Consider the following 14,932-nt stretch of genomic DNA (forward strand, 5'->3'; position numbering starts at 1 on the left):
TCTAACGCCCATTCCCGATATAGGGTGACTGGTCAAGGAAAGGGTTACGCCGCGTCAATGCGAGCATCAATCCGCAGCACAAACACAAAGCCAATGTCGAAGATCCGCCATAGCTGATGAAAGGCAGTGTCATGCCTTTTGACGGGAATATACCAAGATTGACCGCGATATTGATCATCGCCTGCCCGCAAAACTGCGCGGCAAGGCCAGTGACCGCGAGCAGGATGAACTGGTCCTGCTCATCAAGCATGCGGATAACCACGCGGACGAGGATTGCGAAGAACAGCACGGCGATCACCATGCAGGCGAGCAGCCCGAACTCCTCACCCACGACCGAGAAGATATAGTCGGTATGCGCTTCGGGCAGCGCGAATTTGCGGGTGCCAAGGCCGGGACCGGTTCCGACGAAGCCGCCTGCGGTCAGCGTCGCCATCGCCAGCTTATCGTGCGTGATGCCTTCGGTGCCGAATATCCACGCGTCGATGCGCTGCTGCGCGACCGGATAGAAATTATAGGCGGCGATGATGCCAACAAGGCCGCCGACGGCGCTCGACCAAAGCAGCTTGGCCTGCACACCTGAAACCATCATCAGTGCGAACCATATCCCGCAGAAAAGGATCGTTTGGCCAAGGTCAGGTTGCAGCATCAACAATCCACAGATCAGCGCGGTAAAGCCCATGGTGATAATCCGCACCGGCAAGGTCGGGTCACGCTGCCGCCAGCTGATGATCCACGCCATGGTTACGGCATAGCAAGGCTTCAGAAATTCCGACGGCTGGAAGCTGGCAGGGCCAAGGCCAAACCAGCGCTGCGATCCGTTCACTTCCTTGCCGAGGATTGGTACCAGCAGAAGCAACAGCAGGAAGACGCAAAAGCCGCCAAGCGCGATGCGTTTCGCCTGTTCACGCGGATACATTGAAATGACGAACATGAACGGCACGCCGAGCGCCACCCAGGCCAGCTGCTTGTAGAAGAAGTAGAGCGGGCTGAGCGATTCCGTGTCGGTCGAAAGGCGACGCGCGGTAGCGGGCGAACCTGCCGCAACTGCAATCAGACCGATAGCGATAAGAACGAGAAAGAGCGACAACAGCACACGATCCAGTTCCCAGAACCAGATGCTCAGCGGTGATCGATCCCCCCGCCCCAGCCGGTTCGAAAGATCGCGCTTGCCGCCAAATCCCGGCGGCAGGCTGTTCCCGTTACCTTTCAATATGCCCAACATCACGTCCCCCTGTCGCGCAATGCAGCCACTATCTCCCGGAAACTGTCGCCCCGGTGTTCGAAATCGCGAAATTCGTCAAAGGATGCACAGGCCGGGGAGAGCAACACTGCCTCTCCCGCCTTCGCCGCGCCTGCCGCGGCAAATGTTGCATCGCGCAGCTTGGGATAGACTGTCACGTCCACCTTGCCTTGCAGGATAGCCGCAAGCTTCGCGCCATCTTCGCCAAATGCATAAGCCGCACGCACATTTGCGATTTGCGGCAGGCAGGCATCCAGATCTTCACCCTTTGCCTGACCGCCGAGCAGCCAATGGATCGCCGGATAGGCGCCCAATGCGGGTGCCGTCGAGGTTGGGTTGGTCGCCTTGCTGTCGTTGACATACAGCACGCCGTCCACCTCACCCAAACGTTCCATCCGATGTGCAAGGCCCGGATAGGTAGCAAGCCCGCGCTCGATCGTTTCGGCGTCCAATCCAATCGCCTCGCACGCGGCGATTGCACAGGCGACATTTTGCGCATTGTGCGGCCCCTGCAAAGAGGGCCAGCGCGACTGGTCTTTGATGTCGCTGGCGTGCACACGGCGGAGGCGATGGTGGATGCGGCTGGCAATCATCCGGCACGGATCATCGTCAGCCGTTATCACCGAAACCTTGTCGGCATGCTGCATGTGGAACAGCCGCTCTTTGGCCGCAGCATAATCAAGGAAGCTGTCATAGCGATCGAGATGATCGGGGGTGATGTTGGTGAGCACCGCGACGTCGCAATCAAGGCTGTGCGTCAGGTCGATCTGATAGCTCGACAGTTCGAGGACATAGACCCCGCCTGCGGGCAAAGGCTGCTGCGAGAGGATTGGTAAGCCGATATTCCCGCCCATGAGCGAAGGCAGCCCAGCGGTCTGCATCATGTGATGGAGCAAGGCGGTTGTGGTCGATTTGCCATTGGTTCCGGTGATGCCGATGACCTTGTGCGGCGGCAGCGATGGGCGGGCGAGTGCGAACAGTTCGATATCGCCGATGATCGGCACATTGGCATCACGCGCCTTGTTGGCAATCGGATGGGTATTGAGCGGCACGCCGGGCGACAATACCAGTCCGTCAAAACCGGCAAGATCGATTTCCATCGGATCGGCAAAGTTGACGTCGCCTTCGACCTGCGCCCGTGCTTCTTCCTTGCTATCCCAGGCGGTCACGTCCGCCCCGCTCGCGACAAGGCTGCGCACAGTAGCAAGGCCCGACCTTGCGAGGCCGAGCACTGCATAGCGTTTGCCGCGAAAGGCGTCGGATGTGATCATCTGAGCTTGAGTGTCGCCAATCCTGCAAGAGCGAGTACGAAGGAGATGATCCAGAAACGGATCACAACCGTCGATTCTGGCCAACCCAACTGTTCGAAATGGTGATGGATCGGCGCCATGCGGAACACCCGCTTTCCGGTGCGCTTGAACCAGAAAACCTGGATGATCACCGACAGCGCCTCAACCACAAACAGGCCGCCGATGATGGCGAGTACAAATTCATGGTGCGCAACAACGGCTATGGCACCCAGCGTACCGCCTAACGCAAGGCTTCCCGTGTCACCCATGAACACCGCAGCAGGCGGTGCGTTGAACCATAGGAAGGCAAGTCCGGCCCCGATGATTGCACCGCACAATATCGCCAGATCGCCCGCACCGAGGATGAACGGCACGCCGAGATAATCGGCATATTTGGCATTGCCCACCAGATAGGCAATCAACATGAAAGCCAGCGAAGCGATGATGACCGGCATGGTCGCCAGCCCGTCCAGACCGTCGGTCAGGTTCACCGCATTTCCGAAGGCAACGATAACAAATGCGCCGAAAATGATGTACCAATAGCCAAGGTCGACGACCGGTCCGTTGATGAAGGGAAAGTAGAGTTTTCCGCCCGATTGATGCACAATCAACGCCACCGCCGCCCCGGCGATCAGAAATTCCAGAAGCAAGCGGACCTTGCCGGAAACCCCCGCCGTGCTGCGTTTCTTCACCTTGTCATAGTCATCCATGAAGCCGACGAGACCGAAACCGAGCATCACCACAATGCACGCCCAGACATAGCTGTTGGTCAGATCCATCCAGAGCAGCATCGATATTGCAATTGACGTCAGTATCATCAGACCGCCCATGGTCGGGGTACCGACCTTGGCAAGATGCGTCTGCGGACCATCCGAGCGGATTGGTTGCCCCTTACCTTGGCGCACACGGAGCATACTGATGAAACGCGGACCGATGATCAGGCCGATCAGAAAGGCGGTTCCGACTGCTGCGCCTGAACGGAAAGTGAGATAACGAAACAGGTTCAGAAAACCCGCAAAGTCAAAATATTGCGCGAGCCAATAAAACATCAATCCCCTCCGCCGAGTAGTGCCTCGACCACCGCGGAAAGTCCCACGGAATTCGACCCTTTTATCAATATCGCATCACCGCCGCGCACTTCGCTGCGAAGCCGCTGGGACGCTTCGGCAACCGAGGCGCAATGCGCGAATTTGTCGGCCCATGCAATGTCAGCAGACAACGCTTCGGCGAGCGGAGCCATCTCTTCACCGACAAGCAGCAACCAGTCGACCTGCGCCGACTCTATTGGCTCGCGAAGCGCGGTATGGAACTTGGCCGACTGTTCGCCCAATTCCTTCATCGCACCCAAGACAGCAATCCGCCGGTCCGCCGTCGCATTGCCGAGCCCTGCCAACGTCGCCGTCATGGAGGCGGGATTGGCGTTATAGCTTTCATCGATTACCAGAGCTTCGCCGCCCGCCACGGCCAGACGATGCCGTGCACCGCGCCCTTTCAGGCCGTCCATATCGGCAAGTGCGAGTCCGGCAACCGCAAGATCAGCCCCGACTGCCTGAACAGCCGCCAAAACTGCAAGCGAGTTTGCCACCCAATGATCTCCGGGTTGCGACACCTCATATTGCAACATTGCGCCGTGCAATTTTGCCGTAATCAGGCTGCCACCATTGGCGCTCGCCAGATGGTCAATACAGCGGACATCGGCGCTGTCCGAAAATCCGAAACTGATGATTTCTGCCGCATATTTTTCGGCATGCTTGCGCAAACGGTCAAAATGCGGGCTGTCTGCCGGAAGAATGGCTACGCCGCCCGGTTCAAGACCTTCGAAAATTTCCGCCTTGGCATCTGCTATGCGGACTTCACTGCCGAAATGCTCAATGTGCGCAGGGGCAATTGTCGTAACGATGGCGACATGTGGACGAACAAACTGTGTTAGCACCGCCAGCTCACCTTCATGGTTCATGCCCATTTCAAACACGCCATATTCGGTCTCACGCGGCATGCGAGCGAGGCTCAGCGGGACACCGACATGGTTGTTATAGCTTTTGACCGAACGGTGCGCCTTGCCCGGCCTGCAACGCTCGAGCGCTGCAAAAAGCGCCTCCTTGGTACCGGTCTTTCCTGCAGAGCCGGTGACACCAACAATCTTGGCGTCAACCCGTTGGCGCGAGGCCATGCCAAGCTGTTCGAGGGCGCGCATTGTGTCGAGTACGAGGATGTGCGGGCCATCAACCGCTGTGCTGACCACTGCACCGCTCGCTCCGCTTGCAAAGGCTTGCGCGACGAAACGATGGCCATCCGCCTGCTCGCCCTTCATCGCAAAGAACAGATCGCCCGGGCCAATTTCGCGCGAGTCAAAGGCGACGCCGCCACATTCGAAATCTGCACTGGCCGTGCCGCCGGTTGCGGCCACAATTTCGGCTGACGTCCAAAGCGGGCTCATGCCGCGCACTCCCGCGCTACTTCGACATCGTCGAACGGATAAGTCTTGTCGCCAATAATCTGGCCGACTTCATGCCCCTTCCCCGCAATCATCACGATATCGTCAGCGGCCGCCTGCCGGATGGCTTCGGTAATAGCTTCCCGCCGGTCCCCAATGTCGAGTGCGCCAGGCGCACCCGAAAGGACTTGCCGACGGATCTCCGCTGGGTCTTCGGTACGCGGATTATCATCGGTGACGATGACGATATCCGCGTCGCGGGTCGCAATCTCGCCCATGATAGGGCGCTTGCCGGCATCCCGATCACCACCCGCGCCGAAAGCAACGATGAGTTTGCCCTTGGTGTGCGGGCGTAGTGCGGCAATAGCTGCCTCGAGTCCGTCGGGGGTATGTGCGTAGTCGACATAAACGGGTGCCCCGCTACGGCTGATGGCCGCGCGCTCGAGCCTACCCCGGACCGGCTGCAACCGCGCCAGATTTGCGACGACTTCCTCGGCATCGCAGCCGCTGGCAATCGCTATACCAGCCGATACCAGCGTATTGGCTGCCTGATAGGCACCAATTAGCGGCAGTTTGACCTTGCTGGCTTCGCCCTGAATCGAAATTTCCAGCGTCTGGCCAAGTTGGGTGGGCTCACGCGATATCAGCTTGATACCCTGCCCTTGGGTGCCGACCGTAATCAGCCGTAAGGGGCGGGCCTTGGCGCGGGCTATGACCTTTTCGGACCATTCATCATCTGCCCAGATGACGGCGGTGGCATTCTCGGTCGCGACCTCATCAAACAGTCGCATCTTGGCCTCGAAATACGCATCCATAGTACCGTGGTAATCAAGATGATCGCGACTTAAGTTACTAAAGGCGACAACCTGTACAGGCACACCTGCAATGCGATATTGGTCAAGGCCGTGGCTCGATGCCTCGAATATCGCGTGGGTCACGCCTTCGCGTTCCAACCCCGCCATGTTCGACAGGAAGGTAACGATGTCCGGCGTAGTCAGGCCGGTGCGCACCTGCTCATCTGCAGTGGTAATCCCCAATGTGCCAATTGACGCTGCGCTATGGCCGGACATGCGCCACAATTGACGGGTCAGCTCAACAGTGGAGGTTTTGCCGTTCGTTCCCGTAATGGCGGCAACATGCGCAGGAAATGGCGCATAGAAACGCGAGGCAATCGCCGCAAAAGCCTTGCGCGGATTGTCGTCGGCAATGTGGATCGCGCCTATCACTTTTGCCTCGGGCCGCGCGACAACAGCGATAGCACCCGCCTCTATCGCCGCCGGAATAAAATCCTCGCCGTTGAACGCAGCCCCCTGGAACGCGCCGAATATAGTGCCGGGCGCGACTTTGCGGTTATCGATGGCAAATCCGGTTACGCGCGTCGAGCCGGCATCTCCCGCCAGCTCGCCAACCAGGCTGTCGAGGCGCATCAGGTGCTCCCTTTGGGAGACCAAAGGAGCGGCATCAATTCGGATACATCAACATCGCGATGGGTATCGGGAATTATCCCGAGTTGCGGACCGATCCGTTCTACCGTGCGCTTGACAATCGGCGCGGCGGTGAAGCCAGCGGTGCGCTGGAAAGAGGTCTCGGTCGAGCCTTTGGGTTCGTCTACCATAGCAATGATGATATAACGCGGATTATCCATCGGGAAAGCCGCCGCGAAGGTCGAAACGACAAGATTCCGTGCATAACCTCCCGCATTGGGCTTTTCCGCAGACCCTGTTTTGCCGCCAACGCGATATCCGGGGGCGTCCGCCTTCTTGCCGGTGCCATCGACAACGATCATGCGCAGCAGCTGGCGCATGCGGGCACTGGTCGCAGCGCTGAAGACGCGGCGACTGACCGGCTTTTGCCCCGGCTTGAATTTTTTGAGTGTTGCCGGGTGCCACATGCCGCCATTGACCATCGCGCCATAGGCCGAGGCAAGGTGCAACGGCGTCACCGACATGCCATGGCCATAGCCGACAGTCATGGTGGTCAACCGGCCCCAATTTGTCGGCCAAAGCGGGCGCGAACGCTCCGCCAGCTCGATCGATGGCCGCCGGTCAAATTCCAGATTCCGCGCCATCTGCTCCATTCGTTGCTGGCCCAGATTATCGGCAATCCGCGCCGTCACGATGTTCGAACTGTGGATCAGTGTTTCCGGAACATTAAGCCACCGACCCGAAGGATGGCTGTCGCGGATTTTAAAGCCCCCGATCGCCAACGGTGCGGTCGCATCATAGCGAAGTGAAAGATCACGAACGGTCCCGGCATCCAGCGCCGCCGCGACCGTCAGGGGCTTGAAGGTCGACCCAAGCTCAAACACGCGGTTGGTGACGAAATTGGTCTGGCGGCTGATGGGATAGCGGCCATCTATGATGATCTCCCCATTATCGGGGATGTTGGCGAAAACCGGACGGTTGGGATTAAATGACGGCAGGCTGGCCATCGCCAAAACCTCACCTGTGTGCGAATCCAGAATTACGCCAGCTGCGCCCTTGGCATTGGTTGTTTCCATACCGCGGGCGAGTTCGAGTTCGAGCGCGGCTTGCACCCGCACGTCGATTGACAATTCGACCGGTTTGCCGCGCGTCTCGGGCGCGCGCAGATGCTTGTCCATCACGCGCTCCATACCGAGCGCACCCTTGCCGTCGCGGCTTACGAAGCCGAGAATATGGGCGCCCAGTTCGTGCTGCGGGTAAAGACGCGTGCTTTCGCGCGGGAATTCGATGGCGATTTCGCCGAGATCATGGACGGCCCTGACCTCCTCGGGCAATGCACGTTTGCGCAGATATCCAGGGGCTTTGGCGGTCAGCTTCGCGTAGAATTCGGCTTCGGGTGTATCAGGAAAGATACGCGCCAGTCCAGCCGCCAACTCCTTGGGATCATTGACCAGATCAGCCGGCTTAACCCAAATCGCATAGCCCTGAATTGTCCGCGCCAGCGGCGCGCCGTTGCGATCTACAATATCGCCGCGTTCCGGCACAAATTCGCCCGGCGTTGCACCAAAGGCGCGACTGCCTTCGAACAGGGCTAGCGTTGCCAGACGCCCAACGATCAACAGCAGGAAGATCGCAAACAGCCCGACCAATATAAGCAACCGCCAGAAAGCAATGGCGGCATGAACCTTCGTCGCATTTATTGCATGGCGGCTTTGGGGCCGGACGACGAAGGTGGTCATTGCCGCTTGCGCTCCTTTTCCGACTTGGTCTGGATTTCACGCATCAGGTTATCGGACAGCAGGGTGTCGTCCATGCGTGCGAGGCGTTCGGTGCGAGATACGGGTTCGGCGGACTTCGCCTTGGCTTCCTTCGGCTTTTCAGCAGGAAGCCGCGCTTCAACGCCCTTCTTGTCATCCGAGCCGACCGAGCGAATAGCCGCGCTGGCATCGGCAAGAATCGATGAGGCCGCGGCTCCACCCCCGCCAATGTCTCCTGCAGGCATGTCGACCGCAACCAGAACCGGCTTTACCAGAGGTTCCGAACCACTAAGGCTGGCAAGACCACGCTCCCCGTCGATGAACTGGTCGGCGCGCGGCGGTTCATAGCCATAAAGCAGCTGGTTCCACTCTTCGAGTTGCGCCACGCTGGCACGGGTGCGGATTTCGGCCTGCAGGAAATTGATTTCCTGTTTGGTTTCCAGAATGTCGCGGTCGATGCGCGAAAGATCGCTGTGCAGCGCGGCGACGTTGAGCGACAGCGGGTACAGGAGCACCGCAATCATGAACACCAGCGCCAGCCAGCCGAGATTCTTGAGGCGCTTCATCGCAAGCGTCATGCCGCCAGCTCCTGCTGCGACCATGCAGGGGCATCGGTACGAATGGCTGACCGCAATGTTGAGGAACGGGCACGCGGATTGGCTTCTATCTCGCGCGCGCCGGGGCGCACGGCCTTGGCCGGCTTTTCAAAGGTTGCAACGCGACTGGCCTTGACCACCGGCATATGGCGCGATCCTGCAGCCGTCGAGCCGCTGCGTTCGCGAAAGAACTGCTTCACAATCCGGTCTTCGAGGCTGTGGAAACTGACGACAGCCAGTCGGCCACCCGGCTTCAATATCCGTTCAGCGGCTTCCAGGCCTGCGTTGAGCTCATCGAGTTCATGATTGATGTGGATGCGGAGCGCCTGAAAGGTGCGGGTGGCCGGATCCTTGGGCGCGCCTGCGCGATGACCTAGGGCCTTGCGAACCACTTCGGCCAGTTTGGTGGTCGTGTTGATGGGGCGGGCAGCAACGATCGCCCGCGCGATGCGACGCGATTTGGGTTCTTCGCCATAAAGGTAGATGACATTGGCAATGTCGGCTTCTTCCGCAGTGTTGACGAAATCTGCCGCACTTTCGCCGGACTGGCTCATCCGCATGTCGAGCGGGCCGTCTTTCTGGAAGGAAAAGCCGCGCTCAGCCTGATCAATCTGCATCGAGGAGACGCCGATATCGAGGACCACGGCATCTACCTGCTGCACGCCGCATTCGGTCAGCCTCTTGTCCATTTCTGAAAAGCAGGCGGAGTGGAAGCGCAAGGCACCGCCACTCCGCTCTGCAAGGTCAGCACCCGCTGCGGCGGCATCGGGATCGCGATCAAAAGCATGAACGCGCGCACCCGCAGCCAGGATAGCCCGGCTGTAACCACCAGCACCGAAAGTGCCATCCACGACGTCTGAACCTGGGGTGATGGCCAGAGCGTGAATTACTTCATCCAGAAGGACTGGAATATGGGAGGAAGGCTGCGTCACTTGCCGCGCCTCCCATGCTCGCCCAGCCAATATTCGAGCTCTTCGCGAACATGCGCGAAGGCGGGCGGGGCGGAATCGAGGAACACATCGGGGTTCCACAGCATAAAATGCGTGGTTGCACCGAAGAAGAAGGCTTTCTCACCCAACTTGCCAAAATGGCGAAGCATCGGCTGAAGCACGAAACGGCCGCTATTTTCAAAAGCGGTTTCGAAGATGGAAGAGGCAACAACGCCTGCGCTTTCGCGGTCAAATTCACCGCCACGCTGAACGGCCGCCTGCCACTGCGCCTCGATATCGGCGCGCAGTTTCTGGCGCTCGGCGCGGCCATAGCCGATCAGGCAGGGAAGATTGGGGTGGCGCGAGATGCAGACAATGTTCTCGCCCGAAGATTCAGCAACCGTGTCGCGCAGTTCGGCAGGGATGGTGACGCGCCCTTTGGCATCGATCGTCGATAGTCCGGAACCGGCATAGACAACAAATGCGGACACAGCCCAGAATTACCCCTTCCCTTCGGGCGCAATCCCTCATCCGCTAAAGCGCAACGCCTTCGCGTTGACGTTCTCTGGAACGCAACAAATTGGATTTCACCCCGATACGGACATTCCATATCAAGGGAATTCGTGGGTGAAAAGAGGGATTCTATGGGACTGAGTCCATATTCTAGATTATATATCTGTATTTATTGTATAATTTTCTTTTCCACAGATGAAGGGTGCTTGCATCCTTGCCAACCCCCCTCGCTACTGCCTTCATCCTAATACATTGTATTATATATATTTATCCTTTCCATCGAAAAGCTGTCCCAGCTTCATTCCAGAATTTCCCCATTCTGTCCCACGAGCCGACGCCCCTGTGCGAGTCGCGAAACAAGCTTTTCAACCCAGTCGATATTCGACGAACTGTCCGAACCGGGGAGCGCAGATTGCCATATGGACGAATGAAGCAAATCCGCGTCTGCAACGAGTATGACTTGCCCCTTGCCCGGCCGACATTCAGCAACCAGCGCCTTTTCGGCAATGCGGCAATTCGCTTCGTCACCGCTTCCCTTGGCCCGACCCTGCCATTGCCCGGCTGACAGCGTTCGGATCTCATACTGGCCGACATCGATTGCAACCTCGGCGGACTCGGCCTCGGCCTCCATTGGCAAGACCAGTTCGATACCCCAGTGATTGAACAGCGGCGAATGCATAGAGGTAAAAAGCGGGCGCGCTGGGTCACCTATCGGCAAATCGCTTGGCCATTGCAGCGCAGGATCTGCGAAGAACAACAGCCGCCCCCCTGCCCGCACCCAATGGTCCAGACGGACCAGCTCGTCCGGGGCAAAGGCCCGTGGTTGTATCAACAGGGCGACCTTGGCCTTTGAAGCCTGCAACTGTGCAACATTGTCCGCTGCAATGATCTTGCGCGTTTCTTCCAACCGTTTGTAGAGCGGATCCGGCTCGACCTCGCCTTTGGCCAGTGCGCCAAATTCGGCTTCACCCCAGAGGAGGTCAATGCTGGACATGAGCACCAGCGGCTCGCTTTCCGACGGCGCCGCTTTGCGGCTGTACCAGAACCACAAAGCTGCGGCGCCGAGCAACAGGACAAGCAACAACGCCCACAGGCGACGGTAGCGAGCGATCATCGCTTCAGTTCGTAACCGGCTGTTGAGTCTTGGGGGTTGTTTCCGCACCGACCGACGGCGTGACACCCAGTTCGGCCAGCGGTTCATCCTTGGGCTGGGGCTCTGCCTGCGGGCCGGTCGCCGTGGTGGCAGGCTGGGTTTTCAGGCCATTATCCGCCCGGTCGAGGATCATGTTGGCGATCGAAACGAACAGCAGCACCGTTAGCAAGCCTAAAAGGCCTACCTGAATGCGCTGAACAGCGGATTGTGCCGGACGTGCCATCCGGCAATTAAAGCCCAATCAATCGGCTTTGTCCAGTTGCCACGGCATCGGCGGCAACCCTTTGGATTGCATCCACTCGGGATTGTAGAGTGTCGAGAGATATCGGAAGCCGGTGTCGCACAGAATTGTCGCTATCCGATGCCCCGGCCCAAGATGCTTGGCGAGTTCAACTGCACCAGCCACATTTATGCCCGAGGAGAGCCCGAGACACAGCCCTTCTTCAGCCAGCAAACGGCGCACCCAAACCAGACCCTCTTCGTCCGAAATGCGGAATTGGGTGTCGATTGGCGCGCCATCAAGATTGGCGGTGATGCGCCCCTGCCCGATACCTTCCGCGACCGAATTGCCTTCAGCCCGCAATTCGCCATGCGCATAATAATTATAAAGCGCAGCACCATGCGGATCGCAGAGCGCGATGGTGATAGTTTCATTTTTTGCCTTCAGACCAAGGCCGACCCCGGCAATCGTCCCGCCGGTTCCGGCTGCACAGGTGAAGCCGTCGACCCGTCCGTCCATCTGCTCCCAGATTTCCTCCGCGGTCGTTTCGATATGCGCGCGGCGATTGGCGATATTATCGAACTGGTTGGCCCAAATGGCGTTATCGGTTTCCTCGGCAATCCGCCGCGATGTGTGTACGAAATGGCCGGGATTGGAAAAAGGCGCTGCAGGCACAAGCACCAACTGGGCACCTAGCGCGCGGAGCGTATCCTTCTTCTCCTGGCTTTGCGTTTCGGGCATCACGATGATGGTCTTGTACCCGAGTGCATTGCCAACGAGCGCTAGGCCGATGCCGGTATTGCCTGCCGTGCCCTCAACTATGGTGCCGCCCGGCTGCAATATCCCCTGCTCTTCCGCATCGCGGACAATGAATAACGCCGCGCGATCCTTCACCGACGCGCCCGGGTTGGCAAATTCGCACTTGCCGTAAATCTCGCAGCCGGTTTCCTCGCTGGGCCCCTTGAGCAGGACGAGCGGGGTGTTGCCGATAAGGTCCAATGTCGATGGCATAGTTTTCATGACCCCACAGGTAGTTTCGGATGCAACAAGACGCAAGCGATGGCGACTTGCGGCGATGAAAGCTGGGCTTTGCCGATTGGCGGCGCTTTGTCGCATCCGGATCGCGTTTTGTCGAAACTACCAAATTAGGTGTTGTTATACTATATCATTTTCACTAGCAGGCTGCTGAAACACCATAATCGGGACATTTATGAAAACTCTCCTTCGCCAAAGTGCGGCAACCACCATACTCTCGCTTGCGCTGATTACCTCCCCCACCTTTGCGCAAGAGCAGTCCGACGCCGATACAAATGATGATGATTTTCACCGCACCGGCGAGATCGTGGTCACTGCCCCCTATTTCGAGCGGCTAGATCTGCTTGCGGGCACTTCTGCCCTGTCGGGCGAAGATTTGGCGCAGCAATCGCGTGGTCAGATCGGCGATACGCTGCTCTCGCTGCCGGGGGTGTCGGCGACCAGCTTTACACCTGGCTCCTCGCGCCCGGTCCTGCGCGGTTTCCAAGGCAATCGCGTTGCAGTTCTCACCGATGGCATCGGCAATATCGACGCGTCCAATACCTCTGCCGACCATGCTGTCACCATTGAGTCGCTGACCACCGAACGGATCGAGGTACTGCGCGGCCCAGCCGTGTTGCTGTTCGGCGGACAGGCGGTGGGTGGCGCGGTCAACGCCATCGACAAACGCATCCCGCGTGCCGTGCCGGAAGAGGTTGTCCATGTGGACGCGCTGGTAGGCTATGGCAGCGCAGCGGATGAATGGTCCGGTGGAGCATCGGTCGATGTGCCTCTGACCGATCGTTTTGTGATCCACGCCGACGGCAGCTATCGCAAGAGCGACGATCTGCGCATCGGCGGATATCAACTGTCGCCCGACCTACGCGATGAAATCTTTGACCTTGCTGACGAAGAAGAAAGCGAAGGCCATCTCGACGAAGCCGACGAACTGCGCGAAGCTGCGAACAATCGCGGCCGCGTTCCCAACAGCGCGGTAGAAACCTGGACCGCAGGGCTTGGCACAGCCTTCATTGACGACGGCGGCAATTTGGGCGTGTCGTTCAACATCTACGACACCAAATATGGAATCCCCGGACGTCCGGGTGTCGGCCACCACCACGAAGAAGCCGTCAGTGCTGGAGAAAAGGTGTCGATGGCCGAAGGCGACGAGGGAGCGGTCACAATCGGCCTGCGCCAATATCGCGCGGACCTGCGCGGCGAAGTCGAAACCGGCGGCGGCTTTCTTGAAAAGCTGACCTTCCGCGCTGGCTATGCCGATTACCAGCACACCGAATTCGAAGGTGACGAAGTCGGCACTGTTTTCAAGAGCCAGGGCTTCGAAGGCCGCGCCGAGGCCGTCCAGGCCAACCGCAATGGCTGGCGCGGGGCGAGCGGTATCCAATATATGTCGCGCGATTTTGAGGCGATTGGCGCCGAAGCCTTTGTGCCACCCAATCGCACCCGCCAATTGGGCCTGTTCACACTGCAGGAATTCGATCTGGGCGGCGTGCATCTTGAAGCAGCGTTGCGCTATGACCGGGTCAGTCAGGAAGCCCAGACGCTCGGCATCGATCGCAGCTTCAATAATGTCTCGGCGGCATTGGGCGCGGCCTATCTGGTCGGCAATCTCAAAATCGGCATCAACGCCTCGCGCACTGGCCGCGCCCCATCGGTAGAAGAGTTGTTTTCGGATGGACCGCACATCGCCACGCAGGCCTATGAAATTGGCGATTCGACCTTGCGCAGCGAAAAGGCGTGGAACGCCGAACTTTATGCCCGCTACGACAGCACCAATGTTGATGCGACGTTGACGGTCTATTCGAACTGGTTCGACGGCTTCATCTATGAAGATGCAACGGGAGCCGAGGAAGACGACCTCCCTGTTTTCCAATATTTTCAGAGCGACGCCCGCTTCTGGGGTGTTGAAGCCGATGTTTCGGCAAGACTGGGCCATGTCGGTGGGTTCGACGTCGTGCTTGATGGCGTCGCCGACTACACCCGCGCGTCGATTTCCAACGGTGGCGGACCGGTACCCCGTATCCCGCCGCTGCGTCTGTTAGGCGGGCTGGAATTGCAAAGCGGCAGCGTCGACTTGCGAGGCGAAGTCGAATGGACCGATGACCAACGACGCAATGCGGCCTTCGAAACCGAAACTGCAGGGTTCACGCTGGTCAATGCTTCCGCAAGCTGGCGGCCATTCGGGCGCAACCGCAATATCGCGCTGATCGCGTCCGCCAACAATCTGTTCGACGTCACGGCACGCCGCGCTGCCTCCTTCACCAAGGATTATGTGCCGCTTTCCGGACGCGATTTCCGATTGACGGCTCGTTTCAGCTTTTGATGGCGGTTTGACTCATCGGGCG

The 14,932-nt window shown here is 58.9% G+C and carries 13 protein-coding genes; 1 reads left to right on the forward strand and 12 read right to left on the reverse strand.

Going from position 1 to position 14,932, the window contains the following annotated elements:
* Nucleotide 1: 1 nt before the first annotated feature.
* The 12 genes from PKC81_RS03735 to PKC81_RS03790 form a co-directional block, all read right to left on the reverse strand.
* Nucleotides 2-1,222: a putative peptidoglycan glycosyltransferase FtsW gene (locus tag PKC81_RS03735; protein ID WP_324333293.1), complete on the reverse strand. Its 1,221-nt coding sequence runs from the start codon at nucleotides 1,220-1,222 to the stop codon at nucleotides 2-4.
* Nucleotides 1,222-2,511, reverse strand: a complete 1,290-nt coding sequence (gene murD / locus PKC81_RS03740; protein WP_324333294.1) for a UDP-N-acetylmuramoyl-L-alanine--D-glutamate ligase — start codon at nucleotides 2,509-2,511, stop codon at nucleotides 1,222-1,224. Before murD ends, PKC81_RS03735 begins: the two co-directional genes overlap by 1 nt.
* Complete coding sequence (gene mraY, locus PKC81_RS03745; RefSeq protein ID WP_324333295.1) at nucleotides 2,508-3,578, reverse strand: phospho-N-acetylmuramoyl-pentapeptide-transferase; 1,071 nt, start codon at nucleotides 3,576-3,578, stop codon at nucleotides 2,508-2,510. Before mraY ends, murD begins: the two co-directional genes overlap by 4 nt.
* Entirely contained in the window at nucleotides 3,578-4,966 is a 1,389-nt protein-coding gene (gene murF, locus PKC81_RS03750; protein WP_324333296.1) for a UDP-N-acetylmuramoyl-tripeptide--D-alanyl-D-alanine ligase, read from the reverse strand. Before murF ends, mraY begins: the two co-directional genes overlap by 1 nt.
* Nucleotides 4,963-6,390: a UDP-N-acetylmuramoyl-L-alanyl-D-glutamate--2,6-diaminopimelate ligase gene (locus PKC81_RS03755; RefSeq protein ID WP_324333297.1), complete on the reverse strand. Its 1,428-nt coding sequence runs from the start codon at nucleotides 6,388-6,390 to the stop codon at nucleotides 4,963-4,965. Before PKC81_RS03755 ends, murF begins: the two co-directional genes overlap by 4 nt.
* The gene (locus PKC81_RS03760) at nucleotides 6,390-8,126 is read right to left on the reverse strand and encodes a penicillin-binding protein 2 (RefSeq protein ID WP_324333298.1); all 1,737 of its coding nucleotides are present in this window, start codon (nucleotides 8,124-8,126) and stop codon (nucleotides 6,390-6,392) included. The genes PKC81_RS03755 and PKC81_RS03760 overlap by 1 nt, the downstream gene beginning before the upstream one ends.
* A complete protein-coding gene (locus PKC81_RS03765; protein ID WP_324333299.1) occupies nucleotides 8,123-8,746 on the reverse strand; it encodes a hypothetical protein in 624 nt (207 codons plus the stop codon). Before PKC81_RS03765 ends, PKC81_RS03760 begins: the two co-directional genes overlap by 4 nt.
* On the reverse strand, nucleotides 8,719-9,672 hold the full coding sequence (rsmH, locus tag PKC81_RS03770) for a 16S rRNA (cytosine(1402)-N(4))-methyltransferase RsmH (RefSeq protein WP_324333300.1): 954 nt from the start codon (nucleotides 9,670-9,672) through the stop codon (nucleotides 8,719-8,721). Before rsmH ends, PKC81_RS03765 begins: the two co-directional genes overlap by 28 nt.
* Nucleotides 9,669-10,160: a hypothetical protein gene (locus tag PKC81_RS03775; protein ID WP_324333301.1), complete on the reverse strand. Its 492-nt coding sequence runs from the start codon at nucleotides 10,158-10,160 to the stop codon at nucleotides 9,669-9,671. Before PKC81_RS03775 ends, rsmH begins: the two co-directional genes overlap by 4 nt.
* Before the next feature lie 320 nt (nucleotides 10,161-10,480).
* Nucleotides 10,481-11,344 carry a DUF4350 domain-containing protein gene (locus PKC81_RS03780; RefSeq protein WP_324333302.1) on the reverse strand — a complete coding sequence of 288 codons (864 nt, stop codon included), beginning with the start codon at nucleotides 11,342-11,344 and terminating at the stop codon, nucleotides 10,481-10,483.
* Nucleotides 11,301-11,558 carry a hypothetical protein gene (locus PKC81_RS03785; protein ID WP_324333303.1) on the reverse strand — a complete coding sequence of 86 codons (258 nt, stop codon included), beginning with the start codon at nucleotides 11,556-11,558 and terminating at the stop codon, nucleotides 11,301-11,303. Before PKC81_RS03785 ends, PKC81_RS03780 begins: the two co-directional genes overlap by 44 nt.
* An 18-nt stretch (nucleotides 11,559-11,576) precedes the next feature.
* Nucleotides 11,577-12,575, reverse strand: a complete 999-nt coding sequence (locus PKC81_RS03790) for a cysteine synthase A (RefSeq protein WP_324333304.1) — start codon at nucleotides 12,573-12,575, stop codon at nucleotides 11,577-11,579.
* A gap of 190 nt (nucleotides 12,576-12,765) precedes the next feature.
* On the opposite strand from PKC81_RS03790, the gene PKC81_RS03795 reads away from it, so the two are divergent.
* Nucleotides 12,766-14,910, forward strand: a complete 2,145-nt coding sequence (locus tag PKC81_RS03795; RefSeq protein WP_324333305.1) for a TonB-dependent receptor — start codon at nucleotides 12,766-12,768, stop codon at nucleotides 14,908-14,910.
* The last annotated feature ends 22 nt before the right edge of the window (nucleotides 14,911-14,932 follow it).

This window comes from Sphingorhabdus sp. (genome assembly GCF_035329025.1).
Lineage (GTDB): Bacteria > Pseudomonadota > Alphaproteobacteria > Sphingomonadales > Sphingomonadaceae > Sphingorhabdus_B.